At 68.7% G+C, this 24,440-nt stretch carries 24 protein-coding genes, 1 pseudogene and 1 riboswitch; of the genes and pseudogenes, 8 read left to right on the top strand and 17 right to left on the bottom strand.

Annotated features, from left to right (window positions below):
• The first annotated feature begins 5 nt into the window (after positions 1–5).
• Positions 6–374, top strand: a complete 369-nt coding sequence (locus QJS31_RS00230; protein ID WP_282784817.1) for a DUF4345 domain-containing protein — start codon at positions 6–8, stop codon at positions 372–374.
• Between the two features lie 5 nt (positions 375–379).
• Here QJS31_RS00230 and QJS31_RS00225 read toward each other — a convergent pair whose 3' ends face one another.
• From QJS31_RS00225 to QJS31_RS00215, 3 genes are all read right to left on the bottom strand, one after another.
• The gene (locus QJS31_RS00225) at positions 380–1,441 is read right to left on the bottom strand and encodes a DNA polymerase domain-containing protein (RefSeq protein WP_282784815.1); all 1,062 of its coding nucleotides are present in this window, start codon (positions 1,439–1,441) and stop codon (positions 380–382) included.
• Positions 1,438–2,538, bottom strand: coding sequence for an ATP-dependent DNA ligase (locus QJS31_RS00220; RefSeq protein WP_306355658.1), 1,101 nt, complete (start codon positions 2,536–2,538; stop codon positions 1,438–1,440). Before QJS31_RS00220 ends, QJS31_RS00225 begins: the two co-directional genes overlap by 4 nt.
• 122 nt (positions 2,539–2,660) lie before the next feature.
• The gene (locus QJS31_RS00215; protein WP_029928527.1) at positions 2,661–3,062 is read right to left on the bottom strand and encodes a cold-shock protein; all 402 of its coding nucleotides are present in this window, start codon (positions 3,060–3,062) and stop codon (positions 2,661–2,663) included.
• Between the two features lie 704 nt (positions 3,063–3,766).
• Here QJS31_RS00215 and QJS31_RS37280 point away from each other — a divergent pair.
• Positions 3,767–3,982: pseudogene (locus tag QJS31_RS37280) on the top strand (Tn3 family transposase); the annotation flags it as partial.
• Positions 3,918–4,334, top strand: coding sequence for a Tn3 family transposase (locus QJS31_RS37275; protein WP_372341538.1), 417 nt, complete (start codon positions 3,918–3,920; stop codon positions 4,332–4,334). The pseudogene QJS31_RS37280 and the gene QJS31_RS37275, both read left to right, overlap by 65 nt.
• 3 nt (positions 4,335–4,337) lie before the next feature.
• Here QJS31_RS37275 and QJS31_RS00205 read toward each other — a convergent pair whose 3' ends face one another.
• Both QJS31_RS00205 and QJS31_RS00200 read right to left on the bottom strand, forming a co-directional pair.
• Positions 4,338–4,973, bottom strand: a complete 636-nt coding sequence (locus QJS31_RS00205) for a hypothetical protein (protein ID WP_306355656.1) — start codon at positions 4,971–4,973, stop codon at positions 4,338–4,340.
• Between the two features lie 84 nt (positions 4,974–5,057).
• Entirely contained in the window at positions 5,058–5,969 is a 912-nt protein-coding gene (locus QJS31_RS00200) for an NAD(P)/FAD-dependent oxidoreductase (RefSeq protein WP_306355655.1), read from the bottom strand.
• Positions 5,970–6,061: 92 nt separating this feature from the next.
• On the opposite strand from QJS31_RS00200, the gene QJS31_RS00195 reads away from it, so the two are divergent.
• Both QJS31_RS00195 and QJS31_RS00190 read left to right on the top strand, forming a co-directional pair.
• Positions 6,062–6,700 (top strand): bifunctional 2-polyprenyl-6-hydroxyphenol methylase/3-demethylubiquinol 3-O-methyltransferase UbiG, encoded by a 639-nt coding sequence (locus QJS31_RS00195; RefSeq protein WP_282778674.1) that lies wholly within the window; start codon positions 6,062–6,064, stop codon positions 6,698–6,700.
• Between the two features lie 32 nt (positions 6,701–6,732).
• The gene (locus QJS31_RS00190; protein WP_282778672.1) at positions 6,733–7,323 is read left to right on the top strand and encodes a TetR/AcrR family transcriptional regulator; all 591 of its coding nucleotides are present in this window, start codon (positions 6,733–6,735) and stop codon (positions 7,321–7,323) included.
• A 213-nt stretch (positions 7,324–7,536) separates the two neighbouring features.
• Here the strand turns inward: QJS31_RS00190 and QJS31_RS00185 are convergent, their stop codons facing one another.
• From QJS31_RS00185 to QJS31_RS00160, 6 genes are all read right to left on the bottom strand, one after another.
• The gene (locus tag QJS31_RS00185; RefSeq protein WP_282778670.1) at positions 7,537–8,241 is read right to left on the bottom strand and encodes an MgtC/SapB family protein; all 705 of its coding nucleotides are present in this window, start codon (positions 8,239–8,241) and stop codon (positions 7,537–7,539) included.
• A gap of 143 nt (positions 8,242–8,384) precedes the next feature.
• Positions 8,385–8,553, bottom strand: a riboswitch (M-box (ykoK) riboswitch).
• Positions 8,554–8,627: 74 nt separating this feature from the next.
• On the bottom strand, positions 8,628–8,834 hold the full coding sequence (locus tag QJS31_RS00180) for a hypothetical protein (protein WP_282778668.1): 207 nt from the start codon (positions 8,832–8,834) through the stop codon (positions 8,628–8,630).
• Positions 8,831–9,796, bottom strand: coding sequence for a hypothetical protein (locus tag QJS31_RS00175; protein WP_282778666.1), 966 nt, complete (start codon positions 9,794–9,796; stop codon positions 8,831–8,833). Before QJS31_RS00175 ends, QJS31_RS00180 begins: the two co-directional genes overlap by 4 nt.
• 315 nt (positions 9,797–10,111) lie before the next feature.
• Positions 10,112–10,519, bottom strand: coding sequence for a nuclear transport factor 2 family protein (locus tag QJS31_RS00170; RefSeq protein WP_282778664.1), 408 nt, complete (start codon positions 10,517–10,519; stop codon positions 10,112–10,114).
• 41 nt (positions 10,520–10,560) lie between these two features.
• The gene (locus tag QJS31_RS00165) at positions 10,561–11,187 is read right to left on the bottom strand and encodes a TetR/AcrR family transcriptional regulator (RefSeq protein ID WP_282778663.1); all 627 of its coding nucleotides are present in this window, start codon (positions 11,185–11,187) and stop codon (positions 10,561–10,563) included.
• 78 nt (positions 11,188–11,265) lie between these two features.
• The gene (locus QJS31_RS00160; RefSeq protein ID WP_282778661.1) at positions 11,266–13,134 is read right to left on the bottom strand and encodes a Na+/H+ antiporter; all 1,869 of its coding nucleotides are present in this window, start codon (positions 13,132–13,134) and stop codon (positions 11,266–11,268) included.
• Positions 13,135–13,408: 274 nt separating this feature from the next.
• On the opposite strand from QJS31_RS00160, the gene QJS31_RS00155 reads away from it, so the two are divergent.
• Both QJS31_RS00155 and QJS31_RS00150 read left to right on the top strand, forming a co-directional pair.
• Positions 13,409–14,563, top strand: coding sequence for an alpha/beta fold hydrolase (locus QJS31_RS00155; protein WP_282778659.1), 1,155 nt, complete (start codon positions 13,409–13,411; stop codon positions 14,561–14,563).
• A 55-nt stretch (positions 14,564–14,618) separates the two neighbouring features.
• Positions 14,619–15,782, top strand: a complete 1,164-nt coding sequence (locus QJS31_RS00150) for a DUF6777 domain-containing protein (protein ID WP_282778657.1) — start codon at positions 14,619–14,621, stop codon at positions 15,780–15,782.
• 23 nt (positions 15,783–15,805) lie between these two features.
• On the opposite strand, the gene QJS31_RS00145 is transcribed toward QJS31_RS00150, so the two are convergent.
• The 5 genes from QJS31_RS00145 to QJS31_RS00125 form a co-directional block, all read right to left on the bottom strand.
• A complete protein-coding gene (locus QJS31_RS00145; protein ID WP_306355898.1) occupies positions 15,806–17,140 on the bottom strand; it encodes a pyridoxal-phosphate dependent enzyme in 1,335 nt (444 codons plus the stop codon).
• Positions 17,140–18,588 (bottom strand): decarboxylase, encoded by a 1,449-nt coding sequence (locus QJS31_RS00140; protein ID WP_306355654.1) that lies wholly within the window; start codon positions 18,586–18,588, stop codon positions 17,140–17,142. Before QJS31_RS00140 ends, QJS31_RS00145 begins: the two co-directional genes overlap by 1 nt.
• Positions 18,585–19,847 carry a heavy-metal-associated domain-containing protein gene (locus QJS31_RS00135; RefSeq protein WP_282778652.1) on the bottom strand — a complete coding sequence of 421 codons (1,263 nt, stop codon included), beginning with the start codon at positions 19,845–19,847 and terminating at the stop codon, positions 18,585–18,587. Before QJS31_RS00135 ends, QJS31_RS00140 begins: the two co-directional genes overlap by 4 nt.
• Positions 19,844–21,148, bottom strand: a complete 1,305-nt coding sequence (locus QJS31_RS00130; protein ID WP_282778650.1) for an aminotransferase class V-fold PLP-dependent enzyme — start codon at positions 21,146–21,148, stop codon at positions 19,844–19,846. The genes QJS31_RS00135 and QJS31_RS00130 overlap by 4 nt, the downstream gene beginning before the upstream one ends.
• Positions 21,149–21,278: 130 nt before the next feature.
• The gene (locus QJS31_RS00125; RefSeq protein WP_282778648.1) at positions 21,279–21,806 is read right to left on the bottom strand and encodes a DUF2599 domain-containing protein; all 528 of its coding nucleotides are present in this window, start codon (positions 21,804–21,806) and stop codon (positions 21,279–21,281) included.
• 252 nt (positions 21,807–22,058) lie between these two features.
• Between QJS31_RS00125 and QJS31_RS00120 the strand changes: the two genes are divergently transcribed.
• A complete protein-coding gene (locus tag QJS31_RS00120; RefSeq protein ID WP_282778646.1) occupies positions 22,059–22,502 on the top strand; it encodes a hypothetical protein in 444 nt (147 codons plus the stop codon).
• 145 nt (positions 22,503–22,647) lie between these two features.
• Here QJS31_RS00120 and QJS31_RS00115 read toward each other — a convergent pair whose 3' ends face one another.
• The gene (locus QJS31_RS00115) at positions 22,648–24,381 is read right to left on the bottom strand and encodes a GMC oxidoreductase (RefSeq protein WP_306355653.1); all 1,734 of its coding nucleotides are present in this window, start codon (positions 24,379–24,381) and stop codon (positions 22,648–22,650) included.
• Between the last annotated feature and the right edge of the window lie 59 nt (positions 24,382–24,440).

Raw genomic sequence — 24,440 nt, 5'->3', positions numbered from 1 at the left:
CGCCCGTGCACACAGCCGTTGTTCTGGTCATCGCCGCCGCGTTTCTCGCCATGGGCGGTTACGCGCTGGTGGCTCCCGCCGCCATCGCTCGTCCCTTCGGCACCCGCGTCGACACTCCCGACGGCCGTTCCGAGATCCGGGCCGTCTACGGCGGTTTCGGTCTCGCCGTGGCGGTCATGCTGGCTCTCGCGGCCTTCGGTCCCGGCGGCTTGCGCGATGGTGTCATCGCCACCACCGCCGCGGCCCTGGCCGGCATGGCGGTGGGTCGGCTCATCTCCCGCCTGGTGGACCAGCCGGTGCCGTTCTATCCGGTTTGGCTGTTCTTCTGGATCGAAACGATCGCTGCCGCAGTGCTTTTCGCGATGCTCCCGTGAGGCGGCTACTCGCTGTTCCGGCGGGCCTTGCTCGGCTGCACCCGCGGGGGTTCGTTGGGCATCTTCGGATACACCGGGGGCCAGGGTGCGTCCATGAGGCCGTCGGCCATATCGCGCTCGGACATCTCGAGCAGCGGGGCGAGGGATTGCGGGGTGCGGTCGGCCCAGGGGTCGCCGTGGCGGGCGACGCGGTCGGGGACGGTGGCGATGGTCAGATCGTCGGGGACGACGGTGTCCAGATCCGACCAGGCGATGGGGGTGGAGACCTGCGCGCCGACCTTGGGGCGCACGCACCAGGCGCCGAAAACCGTTTTGTGCGGGGCATTCTGGTTGAAGTCGACGAAGACGCGGCTGCCGCGCTGCTCCTTCCACCACTGGGCGGTGATGCGGTCGGGGTGGCGGCGTTCCAGCTCGCGGGCCAGGGCGACGGCGGCGGCGCGCACCTGGTAGCCGTCCCAGCGCGGTTCCAGCAGGGCGTACAGGTGCAGGCCGCGCGAGCCGGAGGTCTTGACGCGCACGTCGATGCCGAGTTCCTCGCACAGGTCGCGGGTGGCCAGCGCGGCCGCGCGCAGGTCGTCGAAACCGATACCGGGGGAGGGATCGAGGTCGATGCGCAGTTCGTCGGTGATGCCGGTGGGCGGCAGTTCGTTGCCGTCGGCGTCGAAGACCGGCGGTGCGGTGCCGGCCGCCTCCGCGCCCGCGTGGGTGGGCCACACGTGGAAGCCCAGGCAGCCCAGATTGACCGCCCACAAGATGTGCGCGAGGTCGGCGGCCACCAGGGCGTCGCTGGTGGTGCCGTTGGGGGTGGACACGACGGTGGTCCGCAACCAGTCGGGCACCGAGGCGGGCACGCGCTTCTGGAACCAGGATTTGCCGCTCGCTCCGTCCGGATACCGCTCCAGCAGTACCGGCCGGTCCTTGATGGTGTTCATGATCGGGTCGGCGACGGCCTGGTAGTAGCGCACCAGGTCGAGTTTGGTGTCGCCGCGTTTGCTGAAGTAGATCTTGTCCGGATTGGTGATGGTGACGGTGTGCCCGTTCGCCTCGATCTCGACGGAACCGCTCACGACCGTGCTCCCTTGCCGGCTTTCGCCTCGGTGAAGATATCGGCCAGTTCGGCGGGCGCGACCTCGTCGAGCTGGGCGTAGGTACAGGATTCGGGGGTGCGGTCGGTGCGGAAGCGCACCAGCCGCCCGCCGTGCCGCAGCCGCCCGGACATGACGTGCTCGTAGCGCACCTCGCCGACCAGTTCCGGGCGCAGCGGCTCCCAGGACAGGTCCTTGCCGCCGGTCCAGCGGCTGACCCCGCCCGGCATCTTGCCCTCGGCCTTGGCCTGTGCGGCCGCGTCGGCCCACTCCCGCCACGGGTGGTTCTCCAGGGCGTTCGTGCGCAGCGGCTCCAGTTCAGTCACGAGTTCCTTGCGGCGGGCGGCGGTGAAACTGCTGGCCACGCCGACGTGGTGCAGGTGGCCGTCGTCGTCGAACAGGCCCAGCAGCAGCGAGCCGACGCCTTCGCCGTCCTTGTGCCAGCGGAATCCGGCGATCACACAGTCGGCGGTGCGTTCGTGCTTGACCTTCAGCATGACCCGCTTGTCCTGGAGGTACGGCAGATCCTTGGCCTTGACCATCACGCCGTCGAACCCCGCGCCCTCGAACCGCGTGAACCAGTCCCGCGCCTGTTCCGGATCGTCGCTGATGGGGGTGAGGTGGGTGCGGGAGAAGCCGCCGTCGAGCACGGTCTCCAGCAGTCGCCGCCGCTGTTCGAACGGTTCCTCGGTGAGATCCCGGTCCCCGAGCGCCAGCAGGTCGAAGCCGACGAAGCTGGCCGGGGTCTCCACGGCCAGTTTGTTCACCCGCGACGCCGCCGGATGCAGCCGCTGTTGCAGGGTGTCGAAGTCCAGGCCGTGTTCGGTGACCACCACGATCTCACCGTCGACCACGCATTTCTCCGGGAGTGCCCTTGCCAGCAGTTCCACCAGTTCGGGGAAGTAGCGGGTGAGCGGGCGGTCGTTGCGGGAGCCGAGTTCGATCTCGGGTCCGTCACGGAAGACGATGCAGCGGAAACCGTCCCATTTGGGCTCGAACAGCAGTCCGGGCTCCTCCGGAATGGCGGACACCGATTTCGCCAGCATCGGTTTGACCGGCGGCATGACGGGCAGATCCACGCGACCTCCTCGGGGTTACCTACCCAGGTAGACGCCGCGCCCGATCGAAACTCATCGGTCGGATACGGCGGCTCCCAAGATCGTAAGGCCGTACCGGTCAGTTTTTCGAGACCGGCATACCCTCAGCCGTCGATCCACCCGTGCTGATCGGCGAAGGCGGTGAGGCGCTCGCGGATGGTCAGTATCTCCCCGGCGGTCAGGGCCGGGCTGGCGTCGAGCAGTAGTTCGGTGATGAGCCGCCGGTGTTCCTCGGCGCTGAGCTGTCCGGCCGTCCGCTCGCCGCGTTCCTTGTTCTTGTGCCGCACCGGCCCCGTCCCCCCGACCAGCGCCAGGTTGATCGCCTTCGGCCCCCGGTCACCTTCGGTCACATCGAATTCGAACACCCGCCCCTGGCGCAGCTCGTCCTCGTCCAGGCCGATGTCGTTGACATGGACGAAAACGTCCGGGCCACCGTCTTCGGGCCGAATGAATCCGAACCCCCGTGAACTGTCGAACGACACCAATTTCCCGATGGACACCAACACCTGCTCCTCGTCGCCGCGTCCCTCTGCGGGTCACTGTAACCCGCGAACTGCCCGATGTCGGATGAAAGGGATTAATTTTCGATTGCCGCGCACGGCTGAACGGTGCTGCCGCCGCGCAGTTCGCGCGGCGGGTGGCGACTGCCCGAACAATTCTCGGTCTGATTGGGGCGCAGTGGGTTTCGCGTGACTAGGCAGGCGATGAAGTCCGGTTGCGCTGTGCGCGACCGGTGGCGTGTCGGGGTGGGTCCGTCGTCGTCTCGATGCCCCGCAGCCAGCCTTCCCATCCGTGGCGATACCGCATTCGGCGGCGCGCCCCTGGATCGCCGACCCCGGAAGCCGCTGCTGATTCTCCGGCTTGCTGCCTGGCAGGCTGAACCGGATCGTCGTCCCGTCCGACACAGCCTGTCGAGTGACCCTGGTTGTCGGGATGGTTCGACAGCGCCCTTCTCGGGCGTTCTCCACTCACCCCGCGACCGGGTGAGTGTCGGTTCCCGCGTCTGCCGGGTCGGTTGCACCGGCACCCACAGGGTGCAGGTCAGCGCCTTCCCGTCGCGCCGCCCGCCAAATGCAGCTGGCTCGAGATCGCCGAACGCAAGCAGGGTGCGATCAAGCTGGCACCGCTGACACCTGCGACCGAGCCGCGCAACCTGCGCAAACTCAAATCCCAGGTCCAGACCAGATGGGGTGTAGTGCCGCTGATCGATATGGTGAAGGAAGCGGTGCTGCGCACCGGCTGCCTGCGCGGCATCACCTCCGTGGCCGACCGAGGCTCCATGCCCGAAGACGTACTCGCGCAACGGCTTCTGCCTGCGATCTACGCCTACGGTACGAACACCGGGATCAAGTCGGTGTCCGGTGGCACCGGACACACCGAGGACGAGATCCGCTACGCGCGGCGCCGCTACCTCAACGCCAACGCCACCTTCTCCGCACGGCGGTCGACGATCTGGGGGCGAGTCGTCGACCGCGATCGCCTCCGATTCAACACATTTCGGGGCCTACGACCAGAACATCTTCACCGAGCACCATTCCCGCTACGGCCGCCGTGGCGTGCTGATCTATTGGAGCGTCGAGCGCAACGGCTCGGTCGTGGTGCACTCCCAGTTGCTCAACTGCTCCGTTTCGGAAGTTCACGCGATGGTCGACGGCGCGATCCACCACTGCACCGAGACGCAGATTGAATCCTCGTATGTCGATACGCACGGCCAGTCCGAAATCGGATTCGGCGTCACGAAACTGCTGGGGTTAGCGCCGTGTCGTGGTTGTGCGTGAGTGTCAGCGCGAGATGGATCTGGATGTGCGGAACAGGTAGTAGTCGGCGGGGCGGGTGTATCGGGTGCCGCGCCCGTGGGTGCGGAGTTGCTCGTGGGTGGGGTGTGGTGGGCGGGCGGGTTGGAAGTAGCGGTCGAGGTTGTCGATGATCAGCCGGTATAGGCCGGAGCGGTGGTGGATGGCGGCGGCGAGTTCGAAGCGCGGGTTCAGGTGGGCGAGTCCGGCGTCGGCGTGGCTGTTGTTGACCAGCAGCCATCCGCCCGGACGCAGACACCGCGCGACGTGCTCGGAGATCGGTCCCGCGTAGAGGGAAATAGCCAGGTCCCACCGGCAGGCGGGCAGTTCGGTGAGGGTGCGGGTGTAGTCGCCGGGAATGAAGGCGATGCGGGGTTCGGTGGTGTAGCGGCGCTGGGCGCGGACCAGCGACAACGGCCGGTCCGGGTCGGCGAACGCTTTGCGGGCGCGCGCGTCCGAGTCCAGGTAGGTCACGTCTGACCATACGAAGGAAGGCGCGAGGTCGAGGTAGCTGCCGGGATAGATGACCCGCTGTGCACGGGTGTGCTCGGCGACCGCCGCGTAGAGCGGGGTGCGGTCGCCGATGCGCTGGAGGTAGTCGGGGAATGTGGCCAGACGCGACATGGGGAGGCTCCGGAGGGCGGGGTGGACTCGGCCGCACTGTCTGTGAGTGCCGGCCGAGTCCGGGACGGGTGGGTGCGGGGCCGATCAGAAGAAGTCGGCGAAGTGGATGGCGTCGGCGGCTGCCGCGCCCGCGCCGGCGGAGTTCATGGCTCCTTGGTAGAGGGTGGTGAGATCACCGGCGGCATACAGGCCCGCGATATTGGTTTTCCGGTCTTTGTCGACGGCGACGTAGCCGTCGGAATCCAGTGTCAGGCCGAGGGTTTCGGTGAGCCGGGTGATCAGCGGAACCTGTCGCTGCGGTAGATGCCACAGCAGCGTCTGTCGTTCGAGCACCCGACCGTCGGTGAACTCGATCGCCGACAGCTCACCGTCGTTGTGCACGAAGCGGGCGATCTCGCCCTGCACCAGGTCGCTGCCTTGCTCGCGCAGCCGATCCCGGATCTCGGCCGCGCCGTCGAATTCGGGTGGGGCGATGACCACGACATCGGAGGTCCAGGCCCGGAAGGCGTCGGGGACCATAGGGGCGAAGTCGGGTTCGGCCGCCATGACCGCCCAGGCACGGTCGGCGTTCTCCTCGCCGACACAGAACGGACAGTGGATGACGGTGCGGCCCCAGCAGGCCGCGAGCCCTTCGATGTCGGGGTGAATGTCGACCATGCCGGTCGCCAACAGCACCGTCCCGGCCCAGGCCTGGGTGCCGTCGGCGAGGGTCACGGTGAAGCCGTCGTCGTCGCGGGTGATGTCCTCGGCAACGGTGTCGGCGCGGGTGGCCAGGCCGTACGCGTCGAGGTCCTTCCAGGTGCGGGCGCGCAAGTCGGCCGGGCTGATGCCGTCGAGTCCGATCAGTCCGTGCACGCCCTGGGAGGCGGCGTTGCGCGGCGGTTCGGGCGATTCGACCACGAGGGTGCGGCGGCGGTAGCGGGTGAGCGCCATGGCCGCGGCGAGCCCGGCCGGGCCGCCGCCGACGATCACGGTGTCGTAGTGGATGGGGTTCATGAATGGTGCCTCCGAACGATTCGACAATCGACTGACCAAAGGTCATACTACTGACTGACGGTCATTCATTTCAACTTGACGGAGGTCGCTCCATGTCAGAGCAACATCACCACCTCGATTTCGACTGGGACTCGGTCTATCGCGGCGACAGCGGCGACACCATGGCCCCCGATGCGCTGTTGCTCGCCTACACCGACGACCTGACGCCGGGCACCGCGCTCGATCTGGGCTGCGGCGCGGGCGGCAACGCCCTGGAACTGGTTCGCCGGGGATGGCGAGTTACCGGGGTGGACATCTCCCCGCGAGCCCTGGCCAGCGCCCGTGCGAGTGCGTGCGCGCGGGGGCTGGACCTCGAGCTCGCCCTCGGCGACAGCGCCGCCTGGCGGCCCGCGCTCCGCTACGACCTGGTGCTCAGCTCCTACGCGATACCCATCGACCCGGCCGCGCAAACCGCCACCTACGCCACCATCGCAGCCGCCCTCGCCCCGGGCGCAACACTCGTGCTGGGCGAATGGGACGGCGACCGACGCTCCTGGCCGGGTCCGGGTGAACTGCTGACCGCCGCCACGCTGCGCGCCGGGATCACCGCGGCCGGACTGCGGATCGAACGGCTCGATCGAGTGCGGGTCCTCGCACACCGGCATCGTGGTGACGAACACGCCTCCAACGAGGAAGCCGCGCTGGTGGTCGTCGCCCGCGCGCAGCATGACATTCTGGGAGCCGAGAACTGACCGAACGCCAGTCGATCCACAGGAGAGAGATCGTGCCCGCCGACAGGCCCGCCCCCACCGGCCGCTTCCAGCCCCCGGACGTGCGCCGCCGCCAGATCCTCGACGCGACCGCCGACCTGCTGCTCGAAGACGGGTACGACGCGCTGACCATGGGCAAGGCCGCCGCCCGCGCCGGGGTTGCCAAGGGCACGGTCTACCTGTATTTCACCTCCAAACAGGAGCTGCTCGCGGCTTTGCAGTCACGCATCTGGGAGCGCATGCTCACCGAACCCGCCGCACTTCTGGAACACGCCGAGCTGAGTTGGACCGACCGGCTCGACGCGCTGGTGGCCCACTGGCTGGCCGCCGAGCGCGAGGACCACGAGCTCTACCACCTGCTCTTCCACGAACTCGGTGCGGCAGGCGGTGACGAACCGATGCATGCCGCCCGCGACCTGCTGGTGCGATTGCTGCGTGATGGCACCACCGCCGGTGAGTTCGACGTCCCCGACCCCGAACTCACCGCCGACTTTCTCACCCACGCCTACATCGGCCCCTGCCACCACCACCTGGACCAGGACGTTACCGCCGCGGTACAAACACTGTTCCGGCGAGTCGTCGGCGCGGCGAATCACCCTCTCTGAACGCCGCGCGCGACCACCCTCGGTACCGGTGACAGGTCCGGGCAGCTACCCGATGGGCCGTACCGGCAGACACGTTCGCCGAGAGTGTGACCGGGGAAGCCGACCGGCCGACAATCGTACGGATATGGCGTAGCGCCTGTGCTGTGCACGCTGATCCCGGCGTCGCTGCTGCCGCGGCGCAAACCCGCCGCGCCGGATGCGCGGACTCGCCGATCATGGCGCACTGAGCTGGTCCAGGGTGCGCCAGCCGACGCTGGTCACATGCGGTTCCAGGCTCAGACGGCTGACCGCGGACTCCATCTGCCGGTCGTCGCGGCGATCGGAGACCAGCTCGGCGCGCACCTCCACCTTGCCGGAGCCGATATCGGAACTGGCGACCGACACCAGCTGAAAATCGGTGCGGGTCAACGACTGCACCAGCAACGCGCGGGTGTGCGCCTCGTGCGCGTCATCGGTGCAGGCGACGAACGAGTACCGGGTGTGCTGTTCGTCGCCTGCCTCCGGACGCCGGTCCACCCGGCGACCCGCGGCCCGCAGCGCGGTATTGACCACGACCACCACGACCGTGCCCGCCAGCGCCGTGGGCAGCATGCCCGCACCGGCCAGCGCGCCGATCGCGGCCGAACACCACAGTGTGGCGGCGGTGTTGAGGCCGCGCACGGTGAACCCGTCGCGCAGGATGACGCCCGCGCCGAGGAATCCGATACCCGAAACGATCTGTGCCGCAACGCGGGTCGGGTCGGCGGTACCGCCGCTGAAGCCGTGTGCGGACAGCAGCACGAACAGCGTCGCGCCCGCGGCGACCAGCGCGTTGGTCCGCAGCCCGGCCATCCGCGCCCGATACTGCCGCTCGAACCCGATCACCGCACCCAGGCCCACCCCGGCCGACAGCCGAATGAGCATTTCCACCATGGTCATGACGTACTCCCGAGAAAAGGTCGGCGCACCGCGCGCTACCGGGAGAGCGGAATCCTCCGAACGAGCGCGGGTGGGGCACCGAAACACCGTGTGGCCACCTGATATCGACTCCGATATCGATCACGTCCACCAGGCACACCCACCACCTCCTTCCTCGTAAGACCTTTGGCACTTCGCGGCGTAACCCGTCCGACGGGAGCTGGTCGGGATCACCCCTTGATTCGGGGAGACCTGTCCTGATCGGTGGCGTCTCTCGACGTTTACGATCGCCAGCCTGTATCCGCGAAGGAGCCTCAGCGAACGACGGCACCTCGCCCCAGCGAGTAAACACCCGGCATCCCGGTTTCGCCACCGGATGTGCGCGGCGCAACATCAGGGCTGGCTGTTCACGGTGTGCCGAAGGTATCGCGGGCGCGGAGCTTCCACTCCTCGATGAGCCGACGGGCTTGCCGATCGAATTCCTGCCGGTCGGCGGCCGGCCAGGTGTCGGGATCGGTATCGAGACCGCGCTCGGTGACGAACCGCAGGAAGTGGGTGGACGTGGCCTTGCTGCGCGCCCGGATGAATTCGTTCTCCTCCGGCGTCGGAGTCACAGCTTCTTCATCCCGTGCCAATACGATCCTCTCATCAGTTCCTCGCCGAGTTTCGGGTTGTCTCCGCCGAGCATGACCAGTTCCTGGGGTGAGGGAAAATCCACGACTCGTCCATCGAATCGTGCACGCATCTCCCGCAACAGTCCCACATCATGTTGGCTCATCGGGCCGCGGTCGCCGGCGATGAACAGATCGAGACGAGATTGCATCTTCCGCACGGACTCGTACAGCTTCTCGGGGTCGAGGTCCCAGTCGTAGCCGGCCTTGGCCCAGGCGACACCGCCGTCGGTCATGGAGGCGGTCACCCGCATTCTGTCCACCCCCGATCGTCGGAAGTAGTCCTCGGTCGACGCGGAGAACGCGGTGGAGAACCCGTGGCCGGTGAATCCCTGCTGGAGTTGGGTGAATTCGTTGGTGACCACGAGCTTTCCGTCGGTGTCGCGGGTGACGCCGTACAGAAGCGTCCCGGCGTCGTTCCCGGCGTCGTCGCGGATCTCGCCGGTGAAGGTCATGTTCGCCGGGCTGGTGCTGCCGTCGTCGCGGGTCCAGGACCGCTCGTACCAGGCAGTGATGTTCTCGACACGATAGGGGCCGTACCGCCGCTGGAGCCCGCGCAGCTCCTGGGTCAGATCGTCGTCGTCGAGTTCGCCACGGCGGGCACGGTCGTAGAGTTCGCCGAGCGGCGGCATATGTGACAGGTCGGTGATCGGTGTCCGCGTGCCCGACGGGAGGGAAGGCGTACCGCTGCGGGGAATGTCGCCCGTGTCTCGCGCGGACGCGACCCGATCGTGTCCGGCCCTGTCGGTATCGACGTGGTTACGACGTGCCGTGGCGACCTCGGCGGCCAGCTCGCCGAGCGTGCCACTCAGATGGCCACCGGTCTGGCGGCCGAGCAGATCCGTCATGGCGTCGCGCATGCGGCGCAACAGTTCATCGGACCGATCTCCGGGCGCGTACCTCATCGTCGGCGGGCTCCGGTGGGGACGTCGATCGCGGGGGTCGATGGGGGCGAGATCCGGGTCAGCGGTGACGGGGGCAGCCGGGCGAGAGTCGCCGCCGCACGAGCGAAATGTTTGGGCGCGACTAGGAGGCGGCGGAGTCTCGCCTCCTGGTCGCGTGGTCCGAGACGCTTCCAGGAAAAGGGGGTGGGCACAATGGGCGGGGGTGGGATTGGCGCGCGAGGTCATAGCGGTTGTGGGTGCGGCGCGGGGGAAACACGCGCTACCAGCGGTATCGGGTTGGGTCCGAAATGCCCGAATTCGCACAATTGGTCATGATCATTTCGGCGTCGAGGGGGGTGCCGAATGATCTTGTCCGTCCGGCTGATCCGGGGCGAAGGGCCATTCTTCGAAATGAACACACCGACCGGTGGGGTCGAATCGGAGGATCCACAGGTCGCGCCACGAGGCCGGGGTGGCGCGCAGGTACTCGACGCCGACGCGTGCCACGGCGGTGTCGCCGTCCACCGCGATCACCTCGGCGGTCATGGTGAAGGATTCGTCGGGTCCGTCCCGCCCCGCTTCCCAGAAGGCGGCGATCGCCGCGCGGCCGGTGATCGGCGCCGCCCACGGGGACACGCAGTATTCGGCCGCGTCCGCGAACAATTCGCGCACGGCCGCGGTTCCCGGTGTGCGCCAAGCCGATTCGTAGCCCTCGAGCCACTGCTGCACTGCCGCGCGATCCATGTCCGCGACGCTACGCCCTCGACGCGCGGCTCGGGCCGGATCTAGTCGCGGTACATGCGCCGGTAGGCCCAGATGGTCGCCACCAGATGGTCGACGATCTGCTCGCGGCTGGCGCGCAGCGTGCCGTTCAACCACGCCGAGAACATGCCCGCATTGCCGCTGGCCATGGTCACCGCGGCCAGCCGACGGCGCACCGGATCCTCGATATGGCTGAACAGATGGTCCTGGATGAGCCGGGTGAAGGCAGGCATGACCGAGATGGTGGTCGCGCCCAGCCCGGTACTCGAGTACGGCTCGACCAAAAACAGCCGGGACTTGCGCGGATCCTGGAGCACCTTGTCCACCAGCATCTCCGACAGCGCCCGGTCGCGGGCCGGATCGTCGGCCACCGCGTAGGCGGTCATGGGTTCGAGGAATTCGTCGGCGATCTGGCGGTACAGCACGTCGAGCAGTTCGTCTCGGCTGCTGAAGGATTCGTAGAAATAGCGGTCGGTGAGATTGGCCTTGCGGCATACGGCGCGCATGGTGACCGCACCCGCCCCGGATTCGCCGATCAGATCGAGCGCGGCGTCCAGGAGCGCGGCGCGGCGCGCCTCACGGCGTTCGGTGAGGGTCGTGCCACCCCAGAGGCGGGGCTCGGCGTCGGAGGGCTGCTGACCTGTCTGCACCGGGAACAGCGTAGTGCCCGGCCGGGACGGCCGCGTCCGCCCGGTGCGCGGGCACGGTCGTCCCCGCTCAGCGCGCCGCTACCCGAGCAGTTCGTCCACGTAGCACCAGCGCCAGCTCTCACCCGGTTCCACGCTGCGGATCACCGGATGCCCGGTGGCTTCGAAATGCCTGGTGGCGTGGTTGCCCGGCGAGGACTCGCAGCAGGCGATATGGCCGCAGGCCAGGCACATGCGCAGATGCACCCACACCAGTCCCGCGGCGACGCATTCGGCACAGCTGTCGGGAGTGTCGGGCCGGGCGGTCTCCGGGGCGTCGCGCAGGTGCTCGCAGTCGCCGCCGCCCACCCCGGCCACCATGGTGTCCGGACCGTCGTCCCCGGCCTCGGTGACGCGGGCCAGCGTGGACTCCTCCATATCCAGCAGTGCCATCACATGCTGGAGCACCTCGTGATCGAGGGTGCCGGTATCGCGCACCCGCAGCACCACGTCGCGTTCGGCGGCCAGCATGGCCAGCCGCAGCCGCCGATACTCCCCGCCGGGGGTGATGCGGTCGGATTCGGAGCGGCCCAACAGTTCCCACGCGGCCTGCGCCCGCTGGGCGGCCTGCCCCCGCAGCCCCTCGACGATCTGCGCCGGTGTGGCGTCGGTGACGTGCGCGTCGAGGGCCGTGAGCCCGGCCGAGGTGGCCTGTTGCAGCAGCGCCGCCTCCTGGAGCCGGTCCTCGGCGCGGCTGGGTCCGCGCAGCCGCAGCGCGCGCACCACCCAGGGCAGTGAAACCCCTTGCAGCAGCAGCGTTCCGCCCACCACCACCAGCGCGAGCAGGCGCAGTGTCGCCAGTTCCGGGGTGTCGGCGGGCAACAGCATGGCGGCGGCCAGTGTCACCACGCCGCGCATTCCCGCCCACGACACCACGGCCGCGCCGGTCGGCTGCGGCGTGGGTTTGCCGCGCCGTCTGCCCTCCATCCACCAGGCGACGTAGGTGGCCGGGAAGACCCAGACCGGCCGGGCGAGGATCACCGTCGCGAGCACCCCGGCGCACGCGATGAGCAGGGTGCCGTGTGCGAGCCCGCTGTTCCAGGCGTCCTCGACGATATGGCGCACCTGCAATCCGATCAGCAGGAACACCCCGCTCTCCAGAATGAACTGGATGGTGCGCCAGTTGGTGCGCTCGGCGATCCGCGAGGCCGCGCTCTGCCACACCGGGGCCCCGTGTCCGAGTATCAGGCCGCAGGTCACCACGGCGATCACCCCGGAGGAGTGCACCGCCTCGGCGGGCAGATACGCCGCGAAGGGCGCCAGCAGCGACAGACTGGTGTCGAGCACCGGATCGGTGATGCGTCGCCGCAGAAAGGCCAGCACCGCCGCCGCGACCAGGCCGATCACCGCACCCCCGACCGCGGCCAGCAGGAAATCGGCCCCCGCCTCCCACAGGCTCACCGCCCCCGCCATGGCCGCGATGGCGGTGCGCAGCGTCACCAGCGCGGTGGCGTCGTTGAACAGCGATTCGCCCTCGAGCAGGGTGACGATGCGCCGCGGCATCCCCACCCGCCGTGCGATGGCGATGGCCGCGACCGCGTCCGGAGGCGCCACCACCGCACCGATGGCCACCGCCGCCGCGAACGGCACCGGCAGCAGCACCATCACCACCGCCGCCACCGCGAAGGTCGTGAACAGCACCAACCCGACCGACAGCAGCGTGATCGACACCTTCTTGGGTCGAAAGTCGATGAGTGAGGTGCTGATCGCGGTCGTGTACAGCAGCGGCGGCAGCAACCCGAGCAACACCAGCTCCGGATCCAACCCCACCTCGGGAATGAACGGCAGATACGACGCCACCACCCCGGCCACCGTCAACACCAGCGGCTCGGCCACCCCGATCCGCCGCGCGAACGCGGCCAGCGCCACCGCCACCGCAATCAACCCGACCAGTCCGAACGCCAACTCCACGCGAACATCCTGCCAGCCGCGTCGCCCCCACTCGAGTAGCGTGTCCCCGCCGTCCCGGCGCGTCGGCATTCCCATGTCAGGCGTTCGCCCCACCGGACGATGGCCGGCCAGCCGGCTCAACCCGCACCGGTCGTCCGTGGTGGTGTCCGTGAATTCGCCCGGCATCGTGGCGGGTCGCGCGTTCCGTGGTCGCGGCGGCACGCGGGCTCGTAGGATTGCTGATGCTCGATCAGGTTCGAGTTCGGAATCAGGGGTGAACACGGTGCCCACACAGGTGGCTCTCGTTGTGGTACACGGCATCCTGTCCGACAGCGGTGCGTGGGATCCGCTGTGCGAGCTCATCGAGCGCGATGCCGATCTCGCCGGGCGCATCCGTGTCGTGCGTGTCGATTACCCCAGCAAAATCGTCGAGTTGGCGCCGCGGAGAACGCTGCCCGATCTGGATACGGTCGCCGCGTTCTTGGGCACCGAACTCGCCGAACGGTTGGTTCCCGACGAGCCGGTGGTGTTCGCCGCGCATAGTCAGGGCGGTCTGATCGTGCAGCGCTATCTGATACAGGAGCTGACCGCGGGTCGCGGTTCGGCGCTGCGCCGTGTGCGCCGCGTGTTGATGTTCGCGACGCCCAACTCGGGTTCGGAGTACCTGCTGCCGCTGCGCAGGCGCTGGCAGCGGAATCCGCAGGAGCGTGAACTGCGGCCGCTCAACGAGAAGATCATCCAGACACAGCGGATGATGCTCGAGCGCGTCGTCCATGCCAGCGATGCGACCATGCACAGCGTGCCGATTCCGGTGGAGGCGTATGCCGGACTGGCCGATCCGATCGTGCTCCCGCAGTCGGCGAACTCGGTGTTCCCCGCGGGCGGCGTGCTGCCCGGAGATCATTCGACCATCATCCGGCCGACCTCGGCGGATGATCTGGTGTACCGGATCGTGAAAACACGTCTGCTGCACGAGGTGCAACGTGACGATCACGTTGCACCCGAATCACCGGAGGCCGCGCGCGTGGATCGGCTCGACCGGGCCATCGCCAGTGAACTCCGCACCCAGCGAATCCAGCGGCCCGTCGAGAAGAAGCTGCCCAAAGAGGCCGTCCGGCGCATCGCCTCCGCGCTGGCACAGATCGCCGACCTGACCGATCCCACGGCCCGGCAGCAGTATGTGATGAGCATGCCGCTCTACATTCGACAGCGCATGCACCACGGCGGCGGCAACCCGCGACTGGAACTGGCCGCGCTGGTGGAAATCTGCGCCGCCTTCGGCGAGACCGGCCGCGAGGCGCTGATCGTCTCGGTGGAATGGGCCTTCGCCGCACAGGATCCAGCGGTCGGCGCCGCACTGGCCGTGATCGAGGAGCAGTGGCCGTCCGGTGCGACGGCGCCACCACCGGAGGAGGTCGACAGCTCACACACCGGCACGGCGCGACGGTAACCGGGGCCGGTCCGTCGCGCCGCTCGTCATCGGCCTGGGAGTTCTCGCCGTCGTCGTGGTCACCGCATTCGTGTTGACGACCGCCGGAGTTGATTTCCGCGCGGCGCAGCAGGTTCCGACCTCGCCGGGATCCGGCCTGACCGAGATCTATCGCCACGGCGGCGATACGGTCGGCGACGATCCGTTCATTCCCCGACCACCGGCCGGTACCGCCGCCGTGGCGATGCCGAATACCGCCCCCGGCGGTCCTACGTCGGGCAGGAGCTTCCAAGGTAGGGAACCCGGGCTCTACGGAGGCGTGCCCAACGAACCCGTAGGCGGACGCGCGGCCACGATCGCGCACTTCGACGCCGACCGTACGGCGGCGGAAGCGGCGGTGGAGGCGCTGAACTCCGACGACCGACTGCGTTGGCGCGACGGCGAGCGATTGTCCGTCGACACCCTGGGGACCTACCTGGCGGAGCTGACACCGGTGGTCCTTCGCGTGGACGTGCGGGTGACCTACCATCTGCTGCGGACGGGGCGCGCCGTATCGCAACAGGCCGTCTTGGAGGCGGGAACCGTTGTGCTGGTGGATGTTTTCGGCGTCCCGCGGCTGCGCGGTATCAGCGGGACGCCGCTGACGCGGCCACAGGTGGTGGCCGATCGGCAGGTGAGCTTCACCGGCGACGAATGGGCGGGATTCGATCCGGGCCGGGTCTTCGAGGTCCGGCCCGCGGACGAGGCGCTGACCGTATTGGTCCTGTTCGACTTCATCACCGACAGCACTTTCCAGCGTCCCTGTGGCACGACCGGCGACCGGGACGTCGTCGGCAGCGGACCGGAACCATCCGTCCTGCCGAACTCGACCATCACTTCCGCCGCTCCGATCCCACCTCCCACCGCAGAACCCAGTCGGGAGGTGGATGTGTCCGGGGTGTGGATCCTGGCGTCCGAGCACAGCGGTGTCGAGGGAACGCTGACTCGTGAAGGTGACGGGTTCCGGTACTACACGCCGGATACCAGCGACCACATCGGCTGGAACTGCTACCTCGGCGGTCTACCGGGACAGACGGCCACCATGGACTGCACCTCATCGGTGGGTGGCGACAGCTACCCCTGGAGTGCGACCGGTCCGATCACCGAAATCCAATGGAACGGCCGTACCAAGCTCAGATTCGACGGAACGACGACCAGTCCCCCCACCGGTGCCACACGGATGACCCTGACACCCCAGTAGCCGATTCGGGTCGCGGAGGGTGATCACACATCGAGTCTCGGTGCCGATTCCATCGGCTTGCCGCTGTCGCGCCACGCGGTGACACCGCCGCCCAGGCTGGCGGCGTCGTAGCCGGCGCGGCGGGCGAGGGCGGCGTAGTGGCGGGAGACCTCGCCGATCGGGCAGAGGAAGACGAGGGGGCGGGAGCGGGGGAAGGGGACGGTGTGGGTGAGCATGTCGTCGAGTTGGTCGTCGCGGATATTGATGGCGCCGGGGACGTGGGCGATGCGGTAGGCCATGGCGCCGCGGGTGTCGACCAGGGTGGGGCGGGCGGTGCGGTCCAGTTCTTCCAGTTCGTCGGGGGTGAGGGTGGGGGTGGCGGCGAGTTCCTCCGGGGTGGGCGGGGTGCGGTGGCGGGCGGGTGCGCCGAACAGGTCGGGGCGGCGTTTGTGGATGTAGGACAGGTACGGTTCGAGGCGGTCGCAGACGATGAAGACGGCCACGGTGGGACGCGAGTCCTCGGCGGGGGAGTCGCGCAGTGCGTCCAGGGCCGCCGTGTAGGCGGCACCGCTGGTGGGTCCTGCCAGGACGCCGTATTCGGTGGCCAGAGCGAGGGTTCCGGTGATGGCGCGGGCGGAGTCGACGGGCACGATGCGGTCGTAGAATTCGGGCTGGAACAGGCCCACATCCCACATCTCGGTCTCGGAGCGGATACCGGGGATGAAATCGCCGCGTTCGGAGACCACCGCGATGGTGCGCAGTTCCGGATTGTGTTTGCGCAGATAGCTGGCCGCGCCCCGGGTGGAGCCGGTGGTGCCGAGCCCGCCGATCAGATAGTCCACCCTCGTGATGCCGTCACGGGTGAGGTCGTCGTGGATCTCGCGCCCGGTGCCCTGATAGTGCGCCTCGATGTTCTTCTCACTCGTGTACTGCGACGGATGATGGTACGCGCCAGGGGCTTTCGCCATCGTCGCCTCGATCACCGAGTACACGTCATTGGGCGCGGTCGGATCGGGGCACTCCGACAGTCCGGGTAGCTCCTCGATCTCGGTGCCGAACAGCCGCAGCAGCTCCCGCACCTCGTCGACCTTGATCCGATTGGTGACCGCCCGCAGCCCCACCCCGTGCACGGCTCCGAGAATCCGCAGCGCCTTCGCGGTATTGCCGCTGGACGCCTCGATGAGGCTCTGTCCGCGCGCCACGATCTCGTCGAGTTCGTCGCGGATCATGCCCCACGCCACCCGGTCCTTCACCGACCCGAACGGGTTGCAGGATTCGAGTTTCGCGTACAGCTCGACATGCTCGAGCCCGTGTACGGCGGGGTCGAGCCGCAGCAGCGGCGTATCGCCGATGAGTTCGGTGATGTGGTCGTAGCGCATCACGCCTGCCTCGGTCCGACGGCCGCCACGGGTTCGTACTCCTCGTCCCGGCACACCCGGAAGCCGTCACCCCGCTGTACGACAGCGAGTTTCGGCGGCCTCGGATGCATGGACGCGTTCGCCGCCGAGAGATCCATGTGATAGGCCCCGGTGTTGGGGAAGACGATCACATCGCCCGGCCGCGGCCGCCGCGGCAGCCACACCTTGTGATTGGTGATGAGATCGCGCTCCAGGCACAGCCGTCCGGCCAGGAACACCCCGACCGGTGCGTCGCCGGGGTCGGTGTCCGGCACGCCGCCGCTGGGCAGCAGCACCGGATCCACCATCACCTCCTGATCGGCGGGAGTGACGGTGTCCCGGCTGACATCGAGATTCACCAGGGTCGTGTCCGCGGCCACATCCTTGACGAACTCCACCCGGGCCGCGGTGATTCCGGCATGATCGACCAGCGCCTTGCCCGGCTCCAACCAGATGTCGAGCAGATTCTCCGCCGCCAGTCGCGCCATCGCGCGTCCACCGTGCTGTTCGAGTTCCGCACCGAGCAGATCGGTGAGCATCCGGGTCGCGGGCACGGTATTGGCGTATTTGTGGAACACCGGCGTCCCGTGCACGGCACCGCCGTCGAGGTGGAAGCCGAAGGTGTTGCCGCCCCAGGTCAATGCCGCACCCCGCCCGAGCAGACCGGCTCGCAGCGCCACCACGTAGCGGTCGAAGGCGTCGGCGTCGGAGGTGAACACCTGCCGGAAGCCGCCGCCGATGTTCAGCACCGTCGGCACGAGGCCGCATTCGTAGGCGCGTTCGGTGAGCGCGAGGCAGGCTTCCACCGCTCGCACCCGTTCGGCGGGTTCTCCGGAGTCGATATGAAAGGCGAAGCCGCGGAACGCGATCCGGTCCCGATGCGCCGCCAGCAGCGCGAGCGCCTCCTCGGCCTGCCACAGCGGCACCCCGAACCGGCTGACCGGCGTCGCCGGGAAGCCGGATATGCGCAGCAGCAGCGGCACCGGGGCGTCGGCCAGCTCCGCCAGTCGCCGCACCTCCCACAGATTGTCGGCGTTGACCGTCACCCCGGTGCCCACCAGAGCACGCAGGAACGCTTCCCCCTTCGGCCCGGTCACCTCGATGCGATCCGTCGCGAATCCCGCGTCCACCGCACTCGCCAGCTCGGCCGCCGAGGCGACGTCGATGCCGATGCCCGCCCGTTCGGCGGTGCGGACGAAGGCCCGTGACTGATTCACCTTGTGCGCGTAGCAGATTCGGTACCCGGACACATGTTCGTCGAGCACGTCCCGGAAGTGTCCGAGGTTCTCGGCGAACACCTGCGGGAACACCAGATGCGCGGGCGAACCGAACCGTTCCAACGCGTCGGCCACCGCCCCGGGCGCGTCGATGAACGCGCGGACCAGCGGATGGATCTTGGGCGGCAGCGTCGGCGGTGTGGAAACCGTCATACGGCCGTTTCCGTCGTGGCCGGTGCCGGTGTCTCGACGGTGGGGTTGTAGCCGCTGTCGCGCAGCGCCTCGAAGGCCCGGTGCCGATTGCGCGGGCTGCGGAAGTCGGCGAGCACTCGCTTGGACACCAGGTCGATGTCGTGCACGGCGATTCCCATCGACTCCAGCGTGCCGGTGATGGTGCGCACACAATGCTGGCAGTTCATGTCCGGCACCCAGAATACCCGGTCCTCGGCGGTCAGCTCCGCATCGCCGGTCTCGGCGGCCGCGGTCGTCTCCGCGATGGTGAGCCGCGAGACGATGGCGCAGAACAGTTCGGTGAACCGGTCCACGACCGTCGGCAGGATGCTGTAGTGCTCGCCCTCGATCTGATGCGGCATGGCGGCCAGGCAGGCCGGACGGGTGCCGGGCGGCAGCAGCGCGTACTGGCGTGAGATGAGGTCGAGATCGTCGTGGTACTTCTCGATGGCAGCCGCCACGCTCAACCCCTCGACCGCGGTGGCGCGGCGCATGATCCGGTGGGCGTCGGCGATGGTGGCGTCCTTCATGGCGCGCAGCGTGGCCACCGTATCGGCGGAGTAGCGCACGGTGCCGTCGGGTTGCGCGGCCAGCGTCACCGCGATCATGCCGCGCCGATAGGTCGACGCCTGCTGCTCCCAGTACCACCGGGTAGCGACCGCCCCGTAGATGCCGGAATCGCGCATGCCGACCGCGAACTCCACGGGGGTCCGGTACGGCGTCCACCGGGCCAGCAGCGCATGCTGCGCCAGCGCCCGCCCGGTGGCCTCGATGCCGACCCGGAAGATGTCGATGGGGTCGTGATCGGTGGTGGTGCCGTCGAGCACCGCCCGGTCCCGCTCCGACAGTCGCGAGATCCGTTGCGCCAGAGCCTCTTCGGCGGCCAGGGCGTGCCACAGCGTCAGCACGGTCTCGCGCACGGCGATGGGCACGATGGGCCCCAGCCCCCCGGAGTGGTAGTGCCCGGTGTTCGGGATCCCGTCGCTGTCGGTCCACGCGATGCGATGCGTCGCCGAGGTGACCTGATCGGGACGGCACGGCTTCATGAACCGCCCCAGATACAGCCGCTGTGACAGCGTCAGATGCGAGCCGGGCTCGGAACGCATCGGCGCGCAGGTGTATTCGAGCCGCAGCCGCGGCGGCAACTCGGCGGTCGCGAACAGTCCGGGGCGGGCCAGTGTCGCCAGCACGCGGGAGGCCGCGCGGCGGTCGTAGCGGGGGTCGTGCCCGTTCATCGTCATCGGACCTCCGTGGCTATGGTGGCGACGCACTCGGTGAAGCGGTCGATTTCGTCGACGGTGGTGTAGACGTGCGCGCTGACGCGTACCGAATCCTCGTCCCGCCCGACGGTGTCGGCGGGGACGCAGTGCGCGCCGGTGCGGACCAGGAAACCGTACTCGCTCAACACGAATCCCAGATCGGTGGCGGAGATGCCGGGCAGTGTGAACGACACTGTGCCGTAACCGGTTTCGCATGGGGCGTGGGCGGGGCCGGGGAGGAACTCCAGATCGGGAATGGTGCGCAGGCCCGCGATCAGGCGCTGGGTGAGCGCCCGGTTGTGGGTGGCGATGGCGTCGAGCCCGAACCCGTCGAGCACGTCCAGCGCCGCGCCGAGGGCGAGGATGCCCGGAATATTGTGGGTGCCGCCCTCCAGCAGCCGCGGCATCGCCCCCGCACGCAGCTCGGTGTCACCGCGGGGTTCGGGATCGCCGAGCGACGGCGAAACGCCCAGCGCGACAGCGGAATTGCCGCCCGGCAGGAACGGGGTGAGTTCCGGATGGCGGCGGCGTCGGCAGTACAGCACCCCGGTACCCGGCGTGCCGAACATCTTGTGGGCGGAGAACACCGCGAAGTCGGCGTCCAGCTCGGTGACGTCGACCGGCAGATGCCCGCCGCTCTGGCTGCAGTCGAAGCACAGCGCGATGCCCGGGTCGATCCGCCCCCGCAGTTCCTCGAGCGTGGTCAGCGCCCCGAAGACGTGATGCAGATGCGCGACCGTGATGAGCCGGGTGCGCGGGGTGATCGCGGCGGCGAGATGGTCGATATCGGCCTCCCCGAGCGCGGTCACCCGATAGGGCACCAGCCGGATCTCCCGCCCGAAGGCGCGCAGCAGCTGCCGAACATGGTGCCACGGATACACATTCGAGCCGTGATCGCGCGGGCTGTACAGGATCTCGTCACCGTCGCGCAGGTTGGTCAGCGCCCAGGACAGCGCCACCGCGTTGAGCGCGGCCGTCGCCCCGCCGGTGAAGACCACCTCGTCGGGTTGGGCGCCCAGGAATCCCGCCATCCGTGCTCGCACCCGCTCCAACTCCCGGGTGAGCGTCGTGGCCCACGGGTAGGTGCCGCGCCCGGCGTTGGCGGTCTGCCGGGAGTGATACCGGTCGACGGCCTCGATGACCGGTCGCGGTTTCTGCGTGGTGGAGGCGCTGTCGAGGTAGACGGCGGTATCGTCGAGGGCGGGGAACAGCTCTCGCGCACCCGCCAGCGCGGTCTCCCGGGCGAGGTTCGGCCCGGCGGACGGAGTCGCTGATGACCGCACCGTGCCGCTCCCTCCGAGGAGTATGCGCTTCGACGACACCCACGATACGCAACTTTCAGGTTGGACTCGAAGGTTCTCGCGGGCAACCGCTTTCGCCGCGACCGTCTCGTTATGGCCGCCACGGCGCCGTTCAGCGCTCGGGGCCGCCCGGATTGCACAGCGCGTTCACGGTCTCCTGGTAGCCGACGGCCGGTCGCCACGGCTCCAGGTTCCAGCTCGGCTTGTCGGGGTTCACCAGTCGCGCCCACTCCCAGTGACACCGGAATTGGTCCCACATGCCGGGTGTGTCGGCGTCGGGGGACAGGGTGAGGATCTCCCGCCAGGCCCGGTCGGCTGCGGTCGGGAACCGGTCGGCGCGGCCCGCGTCGGTCGGGTAGACGAGCAGCCGACGGCCGTCGACGGCGTCGGTCCATTCGGTGCGGTCGATGAGCGGCATCCCGGCGTACACGTCGGGCGGCAGCGTGGTCGGAGCGGCGATATCGGCGGGCGTGGGCGCGGCCAGCGCCTGGATGGGCGGGGCGGGCGGCTCGGAATGTGCTGCCGGTTCCAGCGAACCGATCACCACCGGCGCGGATTCCTGGGAAGCACCGCAACCCGAGAGGGCGAGCGCTGTCGCACCCGCGAGCACTACCCCCGAGAATATTGTGCGGCGCCGCATGGGCTCCTCCACTTCCTACACTGTTCCGCTGCGGAAACCGACGCTACCAGCGTTGAATCCGCCATCACTTTTGCGTCAACGCGCCCGGCCCCGATTCGGTTCCACTGGTGCTCTGGCCCAGACGGACCATACGATGTCACGCGCAGGGTGCCCTCCGCCACGAGCGCGGCGTCCCGCACCGAGGTATCCGGATGATTGCTCGACGTATGAAGGCAGGAGATGTCACCGACTGTGAAATGTCTTGTCTGGGAAGTGGACAAGACCCTGTGGGACGGGGTGGTGAGCGATTCCACCAGTGGAGCGCTGCGCCCCGACGCGGTACGGGCCCTGCGCATACTGGGGGAGCGTGGCATCCTGCACGCGGTCGCCAGCCGCGGTGAATGGTCGTGGACCGACGCGGAACTGCGCCGCCACGGACTGCACGACCGCTTCGCGGTCATCGAGGTGGGGTGGGGCCGCAAGTCCGCCGCCATCGGCCGTATCGCCCAGACCCTCGGACTGCACCTGGACAATGTCGGCTATATCGACGCCGAACCGCTCGAACGCAGCGAGGTCGCCCACGCCCTGCCGCAGGTCCGCTGCTACGCGGCGCGGCATGTGGACGTGCTGTCCGCTCTCCAGGAGTTCCGCGCCCCGGCCGGCACCGCGCCGCCACCCACCTCCCCGATGGGTTTCGCGCACGTATTCGGCAGCTGACCGGGTGGCCGCCGCAACGGCGACCGGGCGCGAATACGGAGTGGGTGCCCGGCGCGAGCGGCGGTTCATGGCCAGCGCGCGTGCCGAGACGTATTCGGCGTGGGGGCCGGGTGGCATCGGGTGCGCGCGTGCACGGCGTGCACGTTCAGGCGGGCGTCGATTCGGACTGCCCGCCGCCGCGGATCTCCACGATCGGCAGTACCAGCGCCGCCGGAGCCGACGCCGGGACCACCGGCTGCTTCGGTGCCACGGGTGCGATGCGCCGGTAGCCCTCGCCCTGCTCGGGGCGCGTGTCGGCCTCACCCTTGTTGGGCCACATGGCCGCCGCGCGTTCGGCCTGCGCGGTGATGGTGAGCGACGGGTTCACGCCCAGGTTCGCCGACACCGCCGCACCGTCCACCACACTCAGCGTCGGATAGCCGTACACCCGGTGGTAAGGGTCGATGACACCGTGGTCGGGATCCGCGCCGATGGCAGCACCGCCCAGGAAGTGCGCGGTGAGCGGGATATTGAACACCTCGCCCCAGGAGCCGCCGGCCACGCCGCCGATCTTGTCGGCCACCCGCCGCGTCACATCGTTGCCGACCGGAATCCAGGTCGGATTGGGTTCCCCGTGGCCCTGTTTCGAGGTCAGCTTGCGGCCGAACAGGCCGCGCTTGGTGTAGGTGGTGATGGAATTGTCGAGATGCTGCATCACCAGCGAGATGATGGTGCGCTCACTCCAGTTCTTCACGCTCAGGAACTGCACCAGCATCAGCGGATGCAACAGCACCGTCCACAGGAAGCGCAGCCAGCGCGGCACCCGGCCGCCGCCGTCCACCATGAGGGTCTGCAGCAGGCCCATGGCGTTGGAGCCCTTGCCGTAGCGCACCGGTTCGATATGGGTGTCGGGCGTGGGATGGATGGATGAGGTGATGGCGACGCCGCGGGTGAAGTCGCGGTCGGGATTCACCGTGCGGGTGGCCGCGCCGACGATGGACTCGGAGTTGGTGCGGGTGAGCACGCCCAGCCGATCGGACAGGCCCGGCAGCACACCCTTGTCGCGCATGGCGAACAGCAGCTTCTGGGTGCCGCGCGTGCCCGCCGCCAGCACCACGTTGGCGGCGGTGTAGGTCTTGGGCTGCTTGCGCAGCAGCGCGCCCGTGCGGGTGGTGTCGACGTCCCAGGTGCCGTCCGGCAGCGGGCGCAGCGCCTTGACCGTGGTCATCGGGACGATCTGTGCCCCGGCCCGCTCCGCGAGATACAGGTAGTTCTTGACCAGGGTGTTCTTGGCGTTGTGGCGGCAGCCGGTCATGCACTCGCCGCATTCGATGCAGCCGGTGCGGTCCGGGCCGACGCCACCGAAGAACGGGTCGGCGACGGTTGTGCCCGGCTCGCCGAAGAAGACGCCCACCGGGGTCTGGACGAAGGTGTCGCCCACGCCCATATCGTCGGCGACCTGCTTGAACACCTCGTCGGCGGGGGTCAGGTGCGGGTTCTGCACCACGCCGAGCATCTTGCGCGCCTGCTCGTAGTAGGGCATGAGCTCGTCGCGCCAGTCGGTAATATCGCGCCACTGGGCGTCGGTGAAGAACGGCTCCGGCGGCACGTACAGGGTGTTGGCGTAGTTGAGCGATCCGCCGCCCACGCCCGCGCCCGCCAGGATCAGCACATTGCGCAGCGGGTGGATGCGCTGAATGCCGTAGCAGCCCAGCGCCGGTGCCCACAGGAACTTGCGGAGATCCCAACTGGTGTCGGGCAGTTCGTCGTCGGCGTAGCGTTGCCCGGCCTCCAGGATGCCGACCCGGTAGCCCTTCTCGACCAGGCGCAGCGCGGTGACGCTGCCACCGAATCCGGATCCGACGATGAGCACGTCGAAATCGGTTTCGCGCTGGGACATGCGGAACTCCTCGGTGTCGGCGGTGACGCGCGTTACGCTAACGCGGACAGTTGCCACTG

It is taken from the genome of Nocardia sp. CC213A (genome assembly GCF_030766805.1).
GTDB classification, from domain to species: domain Bacteria; phylum Actinomycetota; class Actinomycetes; order Mycobacteriales; family Mycobacteriaceae; genus Nocardia; species Nocardia otitidiscaviarum.
Note: the sequence above shows the minus strand (reverse complement) of the source record. Positions and strands in the feature narration are given on the sequence as shown.

Coding starts and splice junctions, on each gene's coding strand:
- QJS31_RS00205 (WP_306355656.1), bottom strand. CDS start 4,973: ATGTCGCGTCTGGCCACATTCCCCGACTACCTCCAGCGCATCGGCGAC.
- QJS31_RS00200 (WP_306355655.1), bottom strand. CDS start 5,969: ATGAACCCCATCCACTACGACACCGTGATCGTCGGCGGCGGCCCGGCC.
- QJS31_RS00195 (WP_282778674.1), top strand. CDS start 6,062: ATGTCAGAGCAACATCACCACCTCGATTTCGACTGGGACTCGGTCTAT.
- QJS31_RS00185 (WP_282778670.1), bottom strand. CDS start 8,241: ATGACCATGGTGGAAATGCTCATTCGGCTGTCGGCCGGGGTGGGCCTG.
- QJS31_RS00175 (WP_282778666.1), bottom strand. CDS start 9,796: ATGAGGTACGCGCCCGGAGATCGGTCCGATGAACTGTTGCGCCGCATG.
- QJS31_RS00170 (WP_282778664.1), bottom strand. CDS start 10,519: ATGGATCGCGCGGCAGTGCAGCAGTGGCTCGAGGGCTACGAATCGGCT.
- QJS31_RS00145 (WP_306355898.1), bottom strand. CDS start 17,140: ATGCGCTACGACCACATCACCGAACTCATCGGCGATACGCCGCTGCTG.
- QJS31_RS00140 (WP_306355654.1), bottom strand. CDS start 18,588: ATGACGGTTTCCACACCGCCGACGCTGCCGCCCAAGATCCATCCGCTG.
- QJS31_RS00135 (WP_282778652.1), bottom strand. CDS start 19,847: ATGACGATGAACGGGCACGACCCCCGCTACGACCGCCGCGCGGCCTCC.
- QJS31_RS00125 (WP_282778648.1), bottom strand. CDS start 21,806: ATGCGGCGCCGCACAATATTCTCGGGGGTAGTGCTCGCGGGTGCGACA.
- QJS31_RS00115 (WP_306355653.1), bottom strand. CDS start 24,381: ATGTCCCAGCGCGAAACCGATTTCGACGTGCTCATCGTCGGATCCGGA.